This is a genomic window from Streptomyces thermodiastaticus, assembly GCF_014656135.1.
GTDB classification, from domain to species: Bacteria; Actinomycetota; Actinomycetes; order Streptomycetales; family Streptomycetaceae; genus Streptomyces; species Streptomyces thermodiastaticus.
This window is the reverse complement of record NZ_BNBV01000025.1, coordinates 31,155-45,019: the sequence shown is the minus strand read 5'-3', so window position 1 is coordinate 45,019 and position 13,865 is coordinate 31,155. Positions and strand designations below refer to the sequence as shown.

Genomic DNA, 13,865 nt, shown 5'->3' with positions numbered 1-13,865 from the left:
GCTCCACTGTGCTGCACGACACGGCCACAAGGCGAGCACCGCGGGCGCGCGCCGGGCCGTATCCGGTTCACGGCCGGGTTCCGTCCTCCGGGTGTCTGCGACCATGGAGCACGTGAATGAGATTCGGCGCGGCACGCTTCAGGAGCAGACCTTCTACGAGCAGGTCGGCGGTGAGGAGACCTTCCGCCGGCTCGTCCACCGTTTCTACGAGGGGGTCGCACAGGACCCCGAGCTGCGGGCGATGTACCCGGAGGAGGACCTGGGCCCGGCGGAGGAACGGCTGCGGCTGTTCCTGATGCAGTACTGGGGCGGCCCGACGACGTACAGCGAACGGCGCGGCCACCCGCGGCTGCGGATGCGGCACGCGCCTTTCCGGGTGGACCGGGCGGCGCACGACGCCTGGCTGCGGCACATGCGGGTGGCCGTGGACGAGCTGGGCCTGTCGGAGGAGCACGAGCGGACGCTGTGGAACTACCTGACCTACGCGGCCGCCTCGATGATCAACACGCCTGACTGAGCAGGTCCGGCCGGCCGGGCCGGATCCCGCGCCCGCCCCGTCCGTCGCGCCCCGCACGGCAGGGCGTCCTCGCGGGATTCCGGCGGCGGCACGCCTCACCTCGTGCTCGTGGACCGTCCCCGTGACGGTCCACGAGGTGGCCGTCCCCGTTGCGGTCGCCCGCCCCCGACATCCGGTCACGATTCGATCAATCTCGGTCATCGGTGGCTTACTCCGGCCGTGTCCGTTCTGACAGGATGCGCGGGCGGATCATGACGACGTCCGGGGCGGGGGGAGCCGGGTGACAGGATTCACGGGCTGGGTGCTGCTGCGCGCCCGCGCGCACCGGCTGCTCCTGGCCGCCGCCTGGCTCACGATCCTGCTGACCACCACCGTTCTGGCCACGCTCACCGCCTATGCGTCGGCGACCGGCGACGCGGCGCTGCGCCACTGGCTGCGTGACGAACGCAACGCGGCCGGCACCACCCTGGCCGTGGAGGCCGACCTGCCGCCCACCGGCCGTGCGCAGGCCGACGCCGCCGTCCGCCGGCAGGCCCGCACGGCGTTCGACGGGCTGCCGGTGACCGTGCGCACCCTGACCCGGTCCGGCCCCTACGCCCTGCCCCGCTCGCTGCAGCCCGCGGCGCAGCGCTCCGGCGACCCGGATCTGACGTACTTCGCCGCGCTGGACCTGTCCCAGGTGCGGCTGGTGTCCGGGCGCCTGCCGCACGACGGGGCGGCACCGGTGGAGGCCGCGCTGCCGCAGGCCGCCGCGCAGCGCCTGGGGCTGCGGCCGGGCGACCGGCTCACCCTCGCCGACCGGCTCGGCGGCGGCGCCGTCCAGGTGCGCATCACCGGGGTGTACCGGCCCGCCGACCCGGCGGCGCCCTACTGGCAGCTGGACGACCTGGGCGGACGCGGGGTGCGCACGGTGGACTTCACCACCTACGGCCCGCTGCTGGCCCGCCCCAGGGTTCTGGCCGGCGAGCAGGTGACCGCCGGGCAGAGCGCCTGGCAGGCCTCGGCGGACTTCTCGGCGATGACCACCGGGCGGATCGGCGCGGTGCGGGACACGGTCCGCGACGCCGCGGACGGTCTGCGCCGCTCCGCCGCGCTGGGCGGCTCGCCGACCGTGACGACCGCACTGCCCGACGTCCTCTCCCGCCTGGAGCGCTCCCTGCTCGTCTCCCGTTCGACCCTGCTGATCGCGGCGCTCCAGCTGGCGCTGCTCGCCGGCTGCGCACTGCTGCTGGTGGCCCGGCTGCTGAGCGGGGAACGCGCCGGGGAGACCCGGCTGCTGCGGGCCCGGGGCGCCTCACGGGGCCGGATCGCGGCGCTGGCCGCCACGGAGGCGCTGTCGCTGGCCCTGCCCGCGGTGGTGTGCGCGGCGCTGCTGGCCGGGCCTCTGACCCGGCTGCTGGCCCGGCAGGGTCCCCTGGCCCGGATCGGACTGCGCCCGCAGGTCCCCGCGGCCGGGACAGGGGCGGTGTGGCTGACGGCGGCGGCCGTGGCCCTGGGCTGCGCGCTCGCGGTGACCCTGCCCGCGCTGACGGGCGGGGTCCGGTCCGGCCGGCGCTCCCCGGCACTCGCCGCGCCGCTGCGGGCCGGTGCGGACCTCGGGCTGCTGGCGGTGGCCGCGGTGGCGTACTGGCAGCTGAGCCGGCAGTCCTCCGGTGCGCTCGGCACCGGCGCGGGCGGGCTCGGCGTCGACCCGCTGCTGGTCACCGCGCCCGCGCTGGCCCTGCTGGCCGGCACGGTGCTGACCCTGCGGCTGCTGCCGCCGCTGGCCCGGCTGGCCGAACGCAGGGCGGCCGGCGGACGCGGGCTGCCGGCCGCGCTGGCGGGCTGGCAGCTCAGCCGCCGCCCCGCCCGCGGCGCCGGTCCGACGTTGCTGCTGGTCCTCGCCGTCGCACTGGGCATGCTCGCCATCGGCCAGGGCGCCTCCTGGCAGCGGTCGCAGGACGACCAGGCCGACGTCCGGGCCGGTGCGCCGGTGCGGCTGCTGACGGCCGGGGACAGCGGTCCGGGCCGTGACGCGGCGTACACGTCGATCCCGCACGTGCGCTCGGCCGCCCCCGCCGTACGCACCTCGCTCCCGCTGTCCGGCGACCGCACCGCGACCGTGCTCGCGCTGGACACCGCGCGGGCCGCCGGCACCGTGCTGATGCGCCGCGACCTGGCGTCCGAACCGGCCGGCACCCTGCTGCACCGGCTGGCGCCCCGCGGCACCACGGCGGGCGTACGGGTCCCCGAGGGCACCGGCCGGCTGCGGATCACGGCGGCGGTCCGCAGCTCGGACACGGCGCACCGGACACCCGCGGTGGACCTCACCGTCACGCTGGAGGACCGCTACGGCATGCCGTACCGGATGCCGCTGGGCTCGCTGCCCGCCGACGGCCGCGCCAGCACGTTCCAGCTGTCGCTGCCCGCCGGTGCGGGCGCGACGACACTGACCGGGATCGGCCTGAGCGTCCCGCTGCCCGTCGGCCGGGCCGAGCAGCACCGCCTGACCGTCCCCGCGATCGAGGCCGTCGCCGCGGACGGCACCACCCGCCGGCTGGCCTTCCCGGCGTCCTGGACCGCGGCCTTCTCCGGCGGCGACGCCGCCGCCCTGCCCGACGGCCGCAACGCGCCCACCGCACCGCGGGTGACCTCCTCCCGTCCGCTGACCGTCGTCTACGGCACCGGCTACATCCCGCGTGAGGACCGGGGCACGACCGACGCGGTGCTGGTGCGGGTGCAGGCCGCCCAGCCGGCGCAGAAGGAGGTCACGGCCGTGGCGACCGACCGATTCCTCGCGGCCACGGGCGCGCGCCCGGGCCAGCACGTGGAGGTGGCCGTCGCCGGGCACAACGTCCCGGTGCGGCTCGTCGCCGCCGTGCGCGCGCTGCCCACCGTGACCGGCGCGGCCGAGCAAGGCGCGGCCGAGGACGCCGCGCACGACGGCGGGGGCGTGCTGCTGGACCTGCGGGCGGTGAACCGGCTGCTGCAGGCACGCTACGGCGACGACGCCGGCCCGCCCACCGAATGGTGGCTGGACACCGAGGCCGCTGACGCCGGCGGTGTGGCCGCCGCGCTGCGGGCGCTGCCGGACGTGGAGCCCGCGCAGGTCGTGGTGCGCGAGGAGATCGCCGCCGAGCTGCGCGACGACCCCTTCGGTGCGGTGCCCGCGGCCGCGTTCACCGCGGCGGCCGTGATCGCGGCAGCGCTGGCCGCGGTCGGCTTCGCCATGAGCGCGGCGGGCGCGCTGCGGGAGCGGGACGCCGAGTTCGCCGTGCTGCGTGTTATGGGCACCCCGCGCCGTCTCCTGGCGCGGATGCTCGCCGCCGAGCAAGGCGTGTTGCTGGCGATGGCGCTGGTGGTCGGGGTGGCGCTGGGCACCGTGCTGACCCGGGCGGTGGTGCCGCTGATCGTGCTGACCGGGCAGGCCACGAAACCCGTGCCCGCGGTGCTGGTGGAGCTGCCGGTGGCCCAGGTGGCGCTGCTGCTGGCGGCCGTGGCCGTCACGCCGCTCGTGGTGACCGCGGTGCTGAGCCTGCGCCGGGCCGACCCGGCCGTGTCCCTGCGAGAGCGCGGAGGCGAATGACGTGCACCCCGTCGCCCCCTCCTGGGTCCGTGTGCGGCTGCGCACCGCGCCGGGCGCCGCGGCCGCCCTGGCCCTGCTGGTGCTGGTGACCGCCTGCCTTGCGGCCGCCGTCCCCCGCACCTGGGACCGCTACCAGGACGCCGGTCTGCTGCGGGCGGTCGAGCAGGCGACGCCCGCCCGCACCACCGTGACCGTGACCACGCCCCAGCCCGGTCTCGAACTGTCCGCCGCGGCCCGCGCCCAGGCCCTGCGGCCGCCGGACCTGCGCCGCCAGTACACCGGGGTGCTGCGGGCCGTGGGACGGCCCCTGGTCACCGACCTGGACCAGTCGTCCTACGGGGTCATGACCACGGACGCGAGCACCGTCCCCGATGCGTGGATCCCCCGGCCCAGCGGCCTGCCCGCACAGGTGCACCTGGTCGCGCAGAGCGCGCTCGGCGAGCACGCCACGGTGCGCACCGGCCGGCTGCCGCGCGCCGACGCCCCGGTCACAGCGGCAACCGTCCGCGTGGAGGCCGCCGTCACCGAGGAGACGGCCAGGAACCTGCACATGAAGGTCGGCTCCGTCGTCCATGTGCCCGCCGTCTCCCGCGCACCGCTGGAGGTCCGGATCACCGGGATCGTCGCACCGCGCACCCCGGACGGCGCCTACTGGTCGGCACAGCCGCTGCTGCGCACCCCGGTGCTGGCGCGCGCGCCGGGCGGGGGCGGCGACCCGTTGTACTACTGGCTGGCCGCCCTGCTGCTGCCGCCAAAGGCGGCACCCGCCCTGCTCGCCACCTCCGGGCACCCGGTCCGCTACTGGCAGCTGGCCCCCGCCACCGACGTCCTGCGCGCCCGGGACCTGGACAGGCTGACCTCGGCGGTCGCCGCCCTGGAGAACGGACCGGGCCTCGGACAGGTCCGCGCCGCCACCGACCGGACGGCCCAGGTCAGCACCGAACTCGACGACGTCCTGGCCGGCTTCGGCCGCCTGGACGACGACATCGGCCCGCTGGTCGCGGTCGCCGTCACCGGCGGGGCGGTCGTCGCCGGGATCGTGCTGCTGATGGCGGCGGGCCTGGCCGCCGAACGGCGCCGTGCCGAACTGACCCTGCTGCGGGCCCGCGGCGCCTCCCTGCGCGGCCTGGCCGGCCGGCTGCTCGCCGAGACCGCGGTCGTCGCCGTGCCCGCCGGGGCGCTCGGGCTCGGCGCGGCCCTGCTCGCGGTGCCCGGGGGCCGCACCGGGCGCGCCGCCGCCGCCGCGGCAGCGGTCACCGCCGTGGCCTGCGCGGCACTGCCCGTGCGCGCCGCGGTCGCCCACCGCACGGTCCGCCTGCACGCATCGCGCGAGGACACGGCGTCCGTCCGCCCCTCCCGGCGTCGTACGGTCGCCGAACTGACCGTGCTGGTGATCGCGGCCGGCGCGGTGGCGGCCCTGCGGCAGCGCGGTGCGGCGGGCGCCGGGGATCAGTTGCCGGCGACGGCACCGGTGCTGGTCGGGGTGATCGCGGCCCTGGTGCTGGCCCGCCTGTATCCGCTGCTGCTGCGCCGGCTGGCCCGCCCGGCCCGCCGGCTGCGCGGCGCGGTGGGCCATCTGTCGCTGGCCCGCGCCGGCCGTACGTCCGCCTCGCCGGTGCTGCCGCTGCTGGTGCTGCTGACCGCGCTGACCACGGCCGCCTTCGGCGGCTCCGTCCTGGCGGGCGTGGACCGGGCCCGCGACCACGCGGCGCTGCTCGCCGTGGGCGCCGACGGCCGGATCGACGGCGAGGACGCCCTGCCGGCCGGGGCCGCCGAGCGGGTGCGCCGCACGCCCGGCGTGCGCGGGGTGACCGAGGTGCGCGTCGACGACCAGGCCCAGGCCGGCCACAACCTGACCCGGATCACCCTGGCGGGCGTCTCCCCCGCGGCCTACGCGGCACTGGCGCGCGACGCCGGCCTGGGCACCTTCCCGGAGCAGCGGCTGCACCGGTCCGCCGGGGCCGACGGGGCGCCGCTGCCCGCGCTGGCCTCACCGTCGGTCGCCCGGACGTACGGCACCGGTCCCTTCCCCGTCCGGCTCAGCAGCAGCACCACCATCACCGTGCGCATCGCCGTCGTCCGGGACCGCACCCCGGCGGTGCCCGGCACCGACTTCCTGGTCGTGGACCGCGCCGGGCTCGGCGCGGCGGCCCCGACGACCACCCTGCTGCTGACCGGGGACCGTCTCGACGCGTCCGCCCTGCGCCGCGCCGCGGGCGACGGCACCACCGTGCGTCTGCGCGCCAGCGAGCGCGCCACGTACGTCGACTCACCGCTGCAGTCGGGCGCCGAGCGCCTCTACCTCGCCGCCGTCGCCGCGAGCACCGGCTACGCGGTGCTCGCGCTGCTCCTCGCCCTGCTGCGGGCCGCCCCCGAGCGTGCCGCGCTGCTGGCCCGCCTGCGCACCATGGGCCTCACCCGCGCCCAGGGCCGCCGCCTGCTGGTGCTGGAATCCTTGCCGCAGGCCCTGCTCGCCGCGGCGGGCGGCGCCCTGACCGGCTGGGCCGCCGTCCGCCTGCTGTCGTCCGGCTTCGACCTGACGGCCGTCGCCCTGCCGTCGACCGCCGCGGCCACCACCGTCACCCCGCTGCGCACCGACCCGTTGTCGCTGCTGCTTCCGGCGGCGGCCGTCCTGCTGCTGACGGTCGCGGTGGCCGCCGGGCAGGCCTGGTGGACCTGCCGTAAGGGCGCGGTCCGCGAACTGCGGGCGGGGGACGCACGATGAGGGGACTGTGCCGGAGAGACACGCGGGGGCCGGGTGCGGCAGGCACGTGCGGGGGACGTACGAAGAGGAAGCCGGGTGCGGCAGGCACGTACGCAGGCCGCCCGACGCCCGGTTCCGGTGCGCGTGTGCCGGCGAGGCCCGTCCCGGCGACCGCCCCGAGCCGCCGGGTCACCGCCCCGCCCCGGCCGCCGACGACACCGGACGGCCGGGGGACGCCGGACGGCCGGGGGACGCCGGACGGCCTGGAGACGCCGGACGGCCTGGAGATGCCGGACTGCCAAAGGAAGTTGGACGGCCGGAGGACAGCGAACCGTCAGGGGACGCCGGACCGCCGCAGCACACGTGACCGCCACAGCCGACGCCGCCGCCGTGCAGGAGCCAGCCGATGACGACGAGACCGACCAGCACGCACCGTCCCACGCTCGCCGACCTGGAGCGGCGGGTCGCCGAGGACCGCTCCCGCCCGGCCTACGGCCACGACGCCCTGATCACCTGCGACCGGCTGGTGCGGATCTTCTCCACCGACGGCGTGGAGGTGCAGGCGCTGCAGGGCCTCGACCTGCTGGTCCGGGAGGGCGAGCTGATGGCGCTCGTCGGCGCCTCCGGCAGCGGCAAGTCCACGTTGATGAACATCCTCGCGGGGCTGGACACGCCGACCGCGGGTGCGGCCCGGGTGGCCCAGTACGACCTGCTCGCCATGTCGGCGAAGGACCGGCTGCGCTACCGCCGCGAGGTCGTCGGCTTCGTCTGGCAGCAGACCTCCCGCAATCTGCTGCCCTACCTGACGGCCGCGCAGAACGTGGCCCTGCCGATGCAGCTGTCCGGCGGCCGCGGCCCGCGCGGGCGCCGGGCCCGGGCCGAACGGGTGACGGACCTGCTGGAGATGATGCAGGTCGCCGACTGCCGGGACCGCCGTCCGCGGCAGATGTCCGGTGGTCAGCAGCAGCGGGTGGCGATCGCGGTGGCCCTCGCCAACGACCCGGCGGTGCTGCTCGCCGACGAACCCACCGGCGAGCTCGACTCGCACACCGCCGAGGAGATCTTCGCCGCCTTCCGCACCGCCAACGAGCGTCTGGGCACGACCGTCGTCATCGTGACCCACGACCAGGCGGTGGCGAACGAGGTGCGCCGCACCGTCGCGATCCGCGACGGACGGACGTCGACGGAGGTGCTGCGCCGCAGCGAGGTGGACGCTGCGACCGGCGACGAGCGGGTGGTGAGCCGGGAGTACGCCATGCTGGACCGCGCCGGCCGCATGCAGCTGCCCGCCGAGTACGTGCGGGCCCTGGGCCTGCGGGACCGGGTGGCGCTGGAACTGGAGCCGGACCACGTCGCGGTGTGGCCCGACGACAGCGAACCGCACGACGGCCGACGGGACTGAGGCCGGGCGGCGCAGGGCAGCGGCCGCCGGTCTGTCCGCGGCCCACGCCCGTGCCGGGTCGGGGAGTTCAGCGGACGCTGAGGCTCAGCGCCCCCAGCCCGGCCTGCCCCTGCCCGGCATGCCGGACGGCGATCGAACCGTAGGGTGCCCGCAGCCGCAGCCATGTGCCGGACGAGAACAGGGCCAGGTCGTCCTGGCCGCCGGCCGCTGCCGGGCGCAGGAAGCCCAGCGACTGTGCCGCGTGCACGGCCCGCACCGGCAACCGGGTCCGCCCGACCGTCCGGGACCAGATCTCCCGTCCGATGCGGTCGAGTTCGGCGCGGGTGCGTGCCTCGGGCGGCAACTGCCCGGTGCGGGAACGGAACTCGGTGACCGCGGCGGACACCAGGGCCCGCAGGCTGTCCGCGCCGGGCAGCCCGGGCTCCGGCCGCCAGCCGCCGCGCGGCGGCAGCACTCCGGCCCACGGGGGTCCGGTCACCGCGGCCGGGACGGTGGCCGTGGCCGCCTGCTCGTCGACCAGCTCCAGCAGTTCGCCCGCGGAGACGGTCGCGTCGAGCGTGACGTCCAGTCCGTGCTCGTACGGCTTGGCCAGACGCACCGCGCGCACGGCCAGCACCTCGAAGGAGGCCGGCCGTCCGAACACCGCCAGCGCGGTGCCCGCGGCCTGCAGGCGCACGGCGGCCGCCCGGTCGTAGTGGAGCAGCCGGGAGAGGAAGGCCGCCAGATCGGCGGCCTCGGTGCCGTCGGCGAGGTGGAGGACCGTCATGCGGCGACGGCCTCCTTCTCGCCGTCCGGGTCCGTGCCGGTGCCGTCGTCGTCCGCGCCGTCCATGTACTGCTGCAGGAACGCGCGTTCCTCCGGGGTGATCCGGCGCGGCCGCTGGGCCTCGAAGTCGAACGGCACGATCACCGTGGAGGCACGGACGTAGACCAGGTCGCCGTCCTTCACCTCGTAGGCGAGGGTGAAGGAGGCGGCCCGGATCTCGGTGACCCACAGCTCGATCTCCACCGGCTCGTGCCGGTGGACGAGCTGCCGTTTGTAGTCGATCTCGTGACGCGCCACGACCGACCCCTGCCGGAAGGTCTTGTCCGGGCGGAACAGGAAGTCGACCCGGGCCTCCTCCAGGTAGCGGAGGAAGACCACGTTGTTGACATGCCCGTAGGCATCCATGTCCGCCCAGCGCAGAGGGCAGCGGTAGGTGTGGCGCATCGGCAGGATCAGCCCCGGGTCAGCTTTTTGTAGGTGGCACGGTGCGGGCGGGCGGCGTCCGGTCCGAGCCGCTCGATCTTGTTCTTCTCGTACGACTCGAAGTTGCCCTCGAACCAGAACCACTTGGAGTCGCCCTCGTAGGCGAGGATGTGCGTGGCCACACGGTCGAGGAACCACCGGTCGTGGGAGACGACCACGGCGCAGCCCGGGAACTCCAGCAGGGCGTTCTCCAGGCTGGACAGCGTCTCGACGTCGAGGTCGTTGGTGGGCTCGTCCAGCAGGAGCAGGTTGCCGCCCTGCTTGAGGGTGAGCGCCAGGTTGAGGCGGTTGCGCTCACCACCGGAGAGCACCCCGGCCGGCTTCTGCTGGTCCGGGCCCTTGAAGCCGAACGCGGACACGTAGGCCCGGCTCGGCATCTCGACCTGGCCGACGTTGATGTAGTCGAGCCCGTCGGAGACGACCTCCCACAGCGTCTTGTCCGGGTCGATGTTGGCGCGGTTCTGGTCGACGTAGGAGATCTTGACGGTCTCGCCGACCTTGATCTCGCCGCTGTCCGGGGTCTCCAGGCCCTGGATCATCTTGAACAGCGTGGTCTTGCCGGCGCCGTTGGGGCCGATGACACCGACGATGCCGTTGCGCGGCAGCGTGAACGACAGGCCGTCGACGAGGACCTTCTCGCCGAACGCCTTGTGCAGGTCCTTGACCTCGACCACGATGTTGCCCAGGCGCGGCCCCGGCGGGATCTGGATCTCCTCGAAGTCCAGCTTCCGCATCTTCTCGGCCTCGGCGGCCATCTCCTCGTAGCGGGCCAGACGCGCCTTGGACTTGGCCTGCCGGCCCTTGGCGTTGGAGCGGACCCACTCCAGCTCTTCCTTCAGGCGCTTCTGCCGCTTGGCGTCCTTCTGCCCCTCGACCTTCAGACGGGCCGCCTTGGTCTCCAGGTAGGTGGAGTAGTTGCCCTGGTACGGGTAGGCGCGGCCGCGGTCCAGCTCCAGGATCCACTCGGCGACGTTGTCGAGGAAGTAGCGGTCGTGGGTGATCGCCACGACGGTGCCCTCGTACTTGGCCAGGTGCTGCTCCAGCCAGTTCACCGACTCGGCGTCGAGGTGGTTGGTGGGCTCGTCGAGCAGCAGCAGGTCGGGCTGCTCCAGCAGCAGCTTGCACAGCGCCACGCGGCGGCGCTCACCACCGGAGAGGTTGGTGACGGGCCAGTCGCCGGGAGGGCATCCCAGGGCGTCCATGGCCTGCTCCAGCTGGGCGTCGAGGTCCCACGCGTTGGCGTGGTCCAGCTCCTCCTGGAGCTTGCCCATCTCCTCCAGCAGCGCGTCGGAGTAGTCGGTGGCCATCTGCTCGGCGATCTCGTTGAACCGGTCGAGCTTGCCCTTGATCTCGGCGACGCCCTCCTGGACGTTCTCCAGGACCGTCTTGTCCTCGTTCAGCGGCGGCTCCTGCAGCAGGATGCCGACGCTGTAACCGGGCGACAGGAACGCGTCACCGTTGGACGGCTGCTCCAGCCCCGCCATGATCTTCAGCACGGTCGACTTACCGGCACCGTTCGGGCCGACGACGCCGATCTTGGCACCCGGCAGGAAGTTCAGGGTGACGTCGTCGAGGATCACCTTGTCGCCGTGCGCCTTGCGCGCCTTGCGCATGGTGTAAATGAACTCAGCCAAGAGAAACCGTCCGGCAGCTTGAATCTGGCAGTGGGCAGATACAGCCCATCTTGCCGTACCGCCACCCCTGGGCGGAAACCAGTTCAGGTGGGGGCCTGTGAGCTGGGGTGTTGTCATCGGAGGCGGTAGGCAGCCGGCCACCTCCGTCACCTGGGCGGCCGGGGCCGGACGGACCCGCTGATCCGGGCGGGGACGCGGGTCCGTCCGCGGTGACGCCCTCGGCGGGCGGGGTCAGTCCTGCGGCGCCTTCTTCTTGCGGACGATGCTCAGCGCCGTGGCACCGAGGACCAGGAGGCTCAGGCCGGTGACGGCGATCATCGGGGTGCTGTCGTCACCGCCGGTCTCCGCGAGGTCGCCGGCCTCCGCGAGGTCGCCGGCCTCCGCGAGGTTCCCGCCCGTGGCCGGGGAGGGTTCGGCAACGGTCTGCGTGGTCAGGCCGGCCGTGTCGCTCTGTGTCTTGCAGTCGAGGACGCCCGTGAAGCGCTGGGCGAGGCCGCCGGGGCCGGTGATCGTGAAGTCGTAGGACTGGTCCTCCTGCAAAGGGATGAGGACCGTCCTGGCCGCGTGCGCCGGGATGCTGTGCCCGGTGCCCATCAGGGCGAAGGTGAAGGGTGCGTCGCCCTTGTTCACCGCGTGCACGACCAGGCCGCCCTCGGCGCAGTCCTTCTCGGCGGCCAGAGCCGGCACCGGACCTCGGCCGGCCCAGGTGGCGGTCGCGGTGGCCGAGACGGTGGACTCGCTGGAGCCGGCCAGTATCTGGGTCTGGCTGCGGCTGTCGGAGGTGAAGGCCCGGCCGACCGGCACCGTGGTGGACGCCTGGACGGTCAGCTCGGCGCTGCCCGCGCTGCCGTCCGCGGAGGGTGTGGTGCCGTCCGCGGCAGGCGTGGCGTCGTCGGCGGCGTCCTCTGGGACCTCGAAGTAGAGCCGGGTGCCGTCCTTGGCGGAGGTGACCGGCTTGCCGTGCGCGTCGACGATGCGCACCCCGGCGGCGTCCGCCGGGGGTGTCACCGTGACGCTGCTCGCACCGGTGTGCACCGTCACCGGCCCCAGCCGTTCACCGGGCCGGCCGGAGACGGCGGGCGGGTCGAGAGTGAGTGAGGCCTTCGGTTCGGCCATGTCCCGGGCGTGCCGCTGCAGGTAGTCGGCGAGCTTCTCGGCCTGCGGGTCGACGGCGTCGACGTCCGCGTCGTCGGAGAAGCGCCAGATGGCCACCTGGGTGCCGGCCGCCGCGTCCTGCTCGGTGAGGTTCTTGACCCCTGCCTTGGCGGCGAGCGCGGCCAGGTCGTTGACCTGGGGGTAGGAGTGCTGCAGGATCCAGCGGATCCGGCCGACGTTCTTGTTGGTGCCCAGCGACGTGCCGCTCCAGGGCGTCTCGTGGTACTGGGCGTCCCGCTGGGTGGGGTTGTGCAGGTCGACGCAGTAGGTCTGCAGCATGCCGCCGCCGTCGACGGACATCTCGAACAGGCCCGCGGAGACCTCGTGGTCACCGGTTGCGTCGTGGACGACCGCGGTGCCGTACGTCTTCATGCCGGCGATGGTGGCGGTCGCACCGCCCGGAGTACGGGGTGCCTCGTCGGCCGCGGCGGGACCCGCGGCGGTCAGCACACCGGCGGCGACCAGTCCGGACCCCAGCGTCGCGGCGGCCACGCGAACCGCCCCTCGCCTGCGCTCGGGCGGCGCGGCATACGAAGCACACATATATCCCCTTCGAGCAGGACCATTGGCGTGAGAGATGCGGTCCCACCAGCAGTTTCTCCGGGCTGCCGGAGTCATGTCCGGCATCCTAGGGAGCCCGCACACCCGCCCTTCGCTGTGTGATCGTCAGATCGTTGATCCGAATCGGAATCGTTATCGCCCGGCGCCCCTGCGGGCCGTCCGCGAACAGGTCTTATCGGCGAATCCACCAGGAATCCCGCCGGTGCGCTCGCCGATGTACCGCTCCGGGCGGCCCGTCGCCGGCAGACAGCTCGTCATGTCACCGCGAGCGGCACGCAGTCGGGCCCGCGTTGCTCCTGCGCGGCCCCGGGTGGCAGCGGTGTCTCCCACGCGGGCTCGGGCTGTGCCGGAACGGCGGCGGCCGCCTGCCCGGCGGATGTGCCGCGGGCGTCCGGCGGCGTGGCCGGGGTGTGCGGGAGCACCGTCACCGGTTCCGGCCGTCCGGTGCGGCGGAAGGCGGCCGTGCCCCGCGTCAGGTCGTGGCCGATCGCCACGGCGTCGATGTCCGCCCAGGTGCGGGGCGTGCCGTCACGGACCTCCGTGCGCACCTTCAGCCGGCCCTGCACGAGGACGGGGTCGCCCACGGTGAGCGAGGCGGCGACGTTCATGGCCAGCTGGCGGTTGGCCCACACGGTGAAGAAGTTGGTGTGCCCGTCCGTCCAGGCGTTCTTCTCCCGGTCCCAGTAGCGGGAGGTGGCGGCGAGCCGGAACCTCGCGGAAGGCCCGGAGGACGGCTCCCGGTACACCACCTGCGTCGCCACGTTGCCGACCACGCAGACCATCGTCTCGTTCATCGTCCGACACCCCTCCCTCGCTCCCCCGGCCGCGGCGGCCGGGCGGACGCATGTACGGCCCGTTCCGTACAGCGGTGGCTGGTGCGGTGACCGCATCCGCCGCGCGGACGTACCGAGCTCGTCCACCACGTCGGTCACGCCGTCGCATCCGCTGCGGTCACCGCGGAACCAGGCTGCCTCTGCCGCGCCGAGTCCGCTGGGGCCTGTGGACCACCGCATGCCTGTGGACAACTCCGCCACCCGGTCGGGTGAAGCCGGGGAGGGGCAGGGAGGCGCCGCACCGAA

Annotated in this window: 9 protein-coding genes; 4 read left to right on the top strand and 5 right to left on the bottom strand. The window is 74.8% G+C overall.

Translation table 11 applies throughout. The annotated features are described in order from the left end of the window. The first annotated feature begins 103 nt into the window (after window positions 1–103). From IE286_RS20920 to IE286_RS20905, 4 genes are all read left to right on the top strand, one after another. Entirely contained in the window at window positions 104–517 is a 414-nt protein-coding gene (locus IE286_RS20920) for a globin (RefSeq protein ID WP_125498856.1), read from the top strand. A 280-nt stretch (window positions 518–797) separates the two neighbouring features. Next, the gene (locus tag IE286_RS20915; protein ID WP_229863244.1) at window positions 798–4,082 is read left to right on the top strand and encodes an ABC transporter permease; all 3,285 of its coding nucleotides are present in this window, start codon (window positions 798–800) and stop codon (window positions 4,080–4,082) included. A gap of 1 nt (window position 4,083) precedes the next feature. Continuing rightward, entirely contained in the window at window positions 4,084–6,807 is a 2,724-nt protein-coding gene (locus tag IE286_RS20910) for an FtsX-like permease family protein (RefSeq protein WP_189798302.1), read from the top strand. Between the two features lie 385 nt (window positions 6,808–7,192). Next, on the top strand, window positions 7,193–8,188 hold the full coding sequence (locus IE286_RS20905) for an ATP-binding cassette domain-containing protein (RefSeq protein WP_189798301.1): 996 nt from the start codon (window positions 7,193–7,195) through the stop codon (window positions 8,186–8,188). Window positions 8,189–8,255: 67 nt separating this feature from the next. On the opposite strand, the gene IE286_RS20900 is transcribed toward IE286_RS20905, so the two are convergent. The 5 genes from IE286_RS20900 to IE286_RS20880 all read right to left on the bottom strand — a co-directional run bounded on the left by IE286_RS20900 (window position 8,256) and on the right by IE286_RS20880 (window position 13,580). Next, window positions 8,256–8,954, bottom strand: a complete 699-nt coding sequence (locus IE286_RS20900; protein ID WP_189798300.1) for a DUF8185 domain-containing protein — start codon at window positions 8,952–8,954, stop codon at window positions 8,256–8,258. Next, the gene (locus IE286_RS20895) at window positions 8,951–9,397 is read right to left on the bottom strand and encodes an acyl-CoA thioesterase (protein WP_189798299.1); all 447 of its coding nucleotides are present in this window, start codon (window positions 9,395–9,397) and stop codon (window positions 8,951–8,953) included. Before IE286_RS20895 ends, IE286_RS20900 begins: the two co-directional genes overlap by 4 nt. Before the next feature lie 8 nt (window positions 9,398–9,405). Beyond that, window positions 9,406–11,070 carry an energy-dependent translational throttle protein EttA gene (gene ettA / locus IE286_RS20890; protein WP_189798298.1) on the bottom strand — a complete coding sequence of 555 codons (1,665 nt, stop codon included), beginning with the start codon at window positions 11,068–11,070 and terminating at the stop codon, window positions 9,406–9,408. 231 nt (window positions 11,071–11,301) lie between these two features. Beyond that, complete coding sequence (locus IE286_RS20885) at window positions 11,302–12,768, bottom strand: Cys-Gln thioester bond-forming surface protein (RefSeq protein WP_189798297.1); 1,467 nt, start codon at window positions 12,766–12,768, stop codon at window positions 11,302–11,304. A gap of 272 nt (window positions 12,769–13,040) precedes the next feature. Then, window positions 13,041–13,580: a single-stranded DNA-binding protein gene (locus IE286_RS20880; RefSeq protein ID WP_189798296.1), complete on the bottom strand. Its 540-nt coding sequence runs from the start codon at window positions 13,578–13,580 to the stop codon at window positions 13,041–13,043. Window positions 13,581–13,865 lie beyond the last annotated feature (285 nt).

Bases quoted from the DNA above. Each gene is read 5' to 3' on its own strand.
- IE286_RS20920 (WP_125498856.1), top strand. From the start codon at position 104: ATGGAGCACGTGAATGAGATTCGGCGCGGCACGCTTCAGGAGCAGACC.
- IE286_RS20905 (WP_189798301.1), top strand. From the start codon at position 7,193: ATGACGACGAGACCGACCAGCACGCACCGTCCCACGCTCGCCGACCTG.
- IE286_RS20900 (WP_189798300.1), bottom strand. From the start codon at position 8,954: ATGACGGTCCTCCACCTCGCCGACGGCACCGAGGCCGCCGATCTGGCG.
- IE286_RS20895 (WP_189798299.1), bottom strand. From the start codon at position 9,397: ATGCGCCACACCTACCGCTGCCCTCTGCGCTGGGCGGACATGGATGCC.
- IE286_RS20885 (WP_189798297.1), bottom strand. From the start codon at position 12,768: ATGTGTGCTTCGTATGCCGCGCCGCCCGAGCGCAGGCGAGGGGCGGTT.
- IE286_RS20880 (WP_189798296.1), bottom strand. From the start codon at position 13,580: ATGAACGAGACGATGGTCTGCGTGGTCGGCAACGTGGCGACGCAGGTG.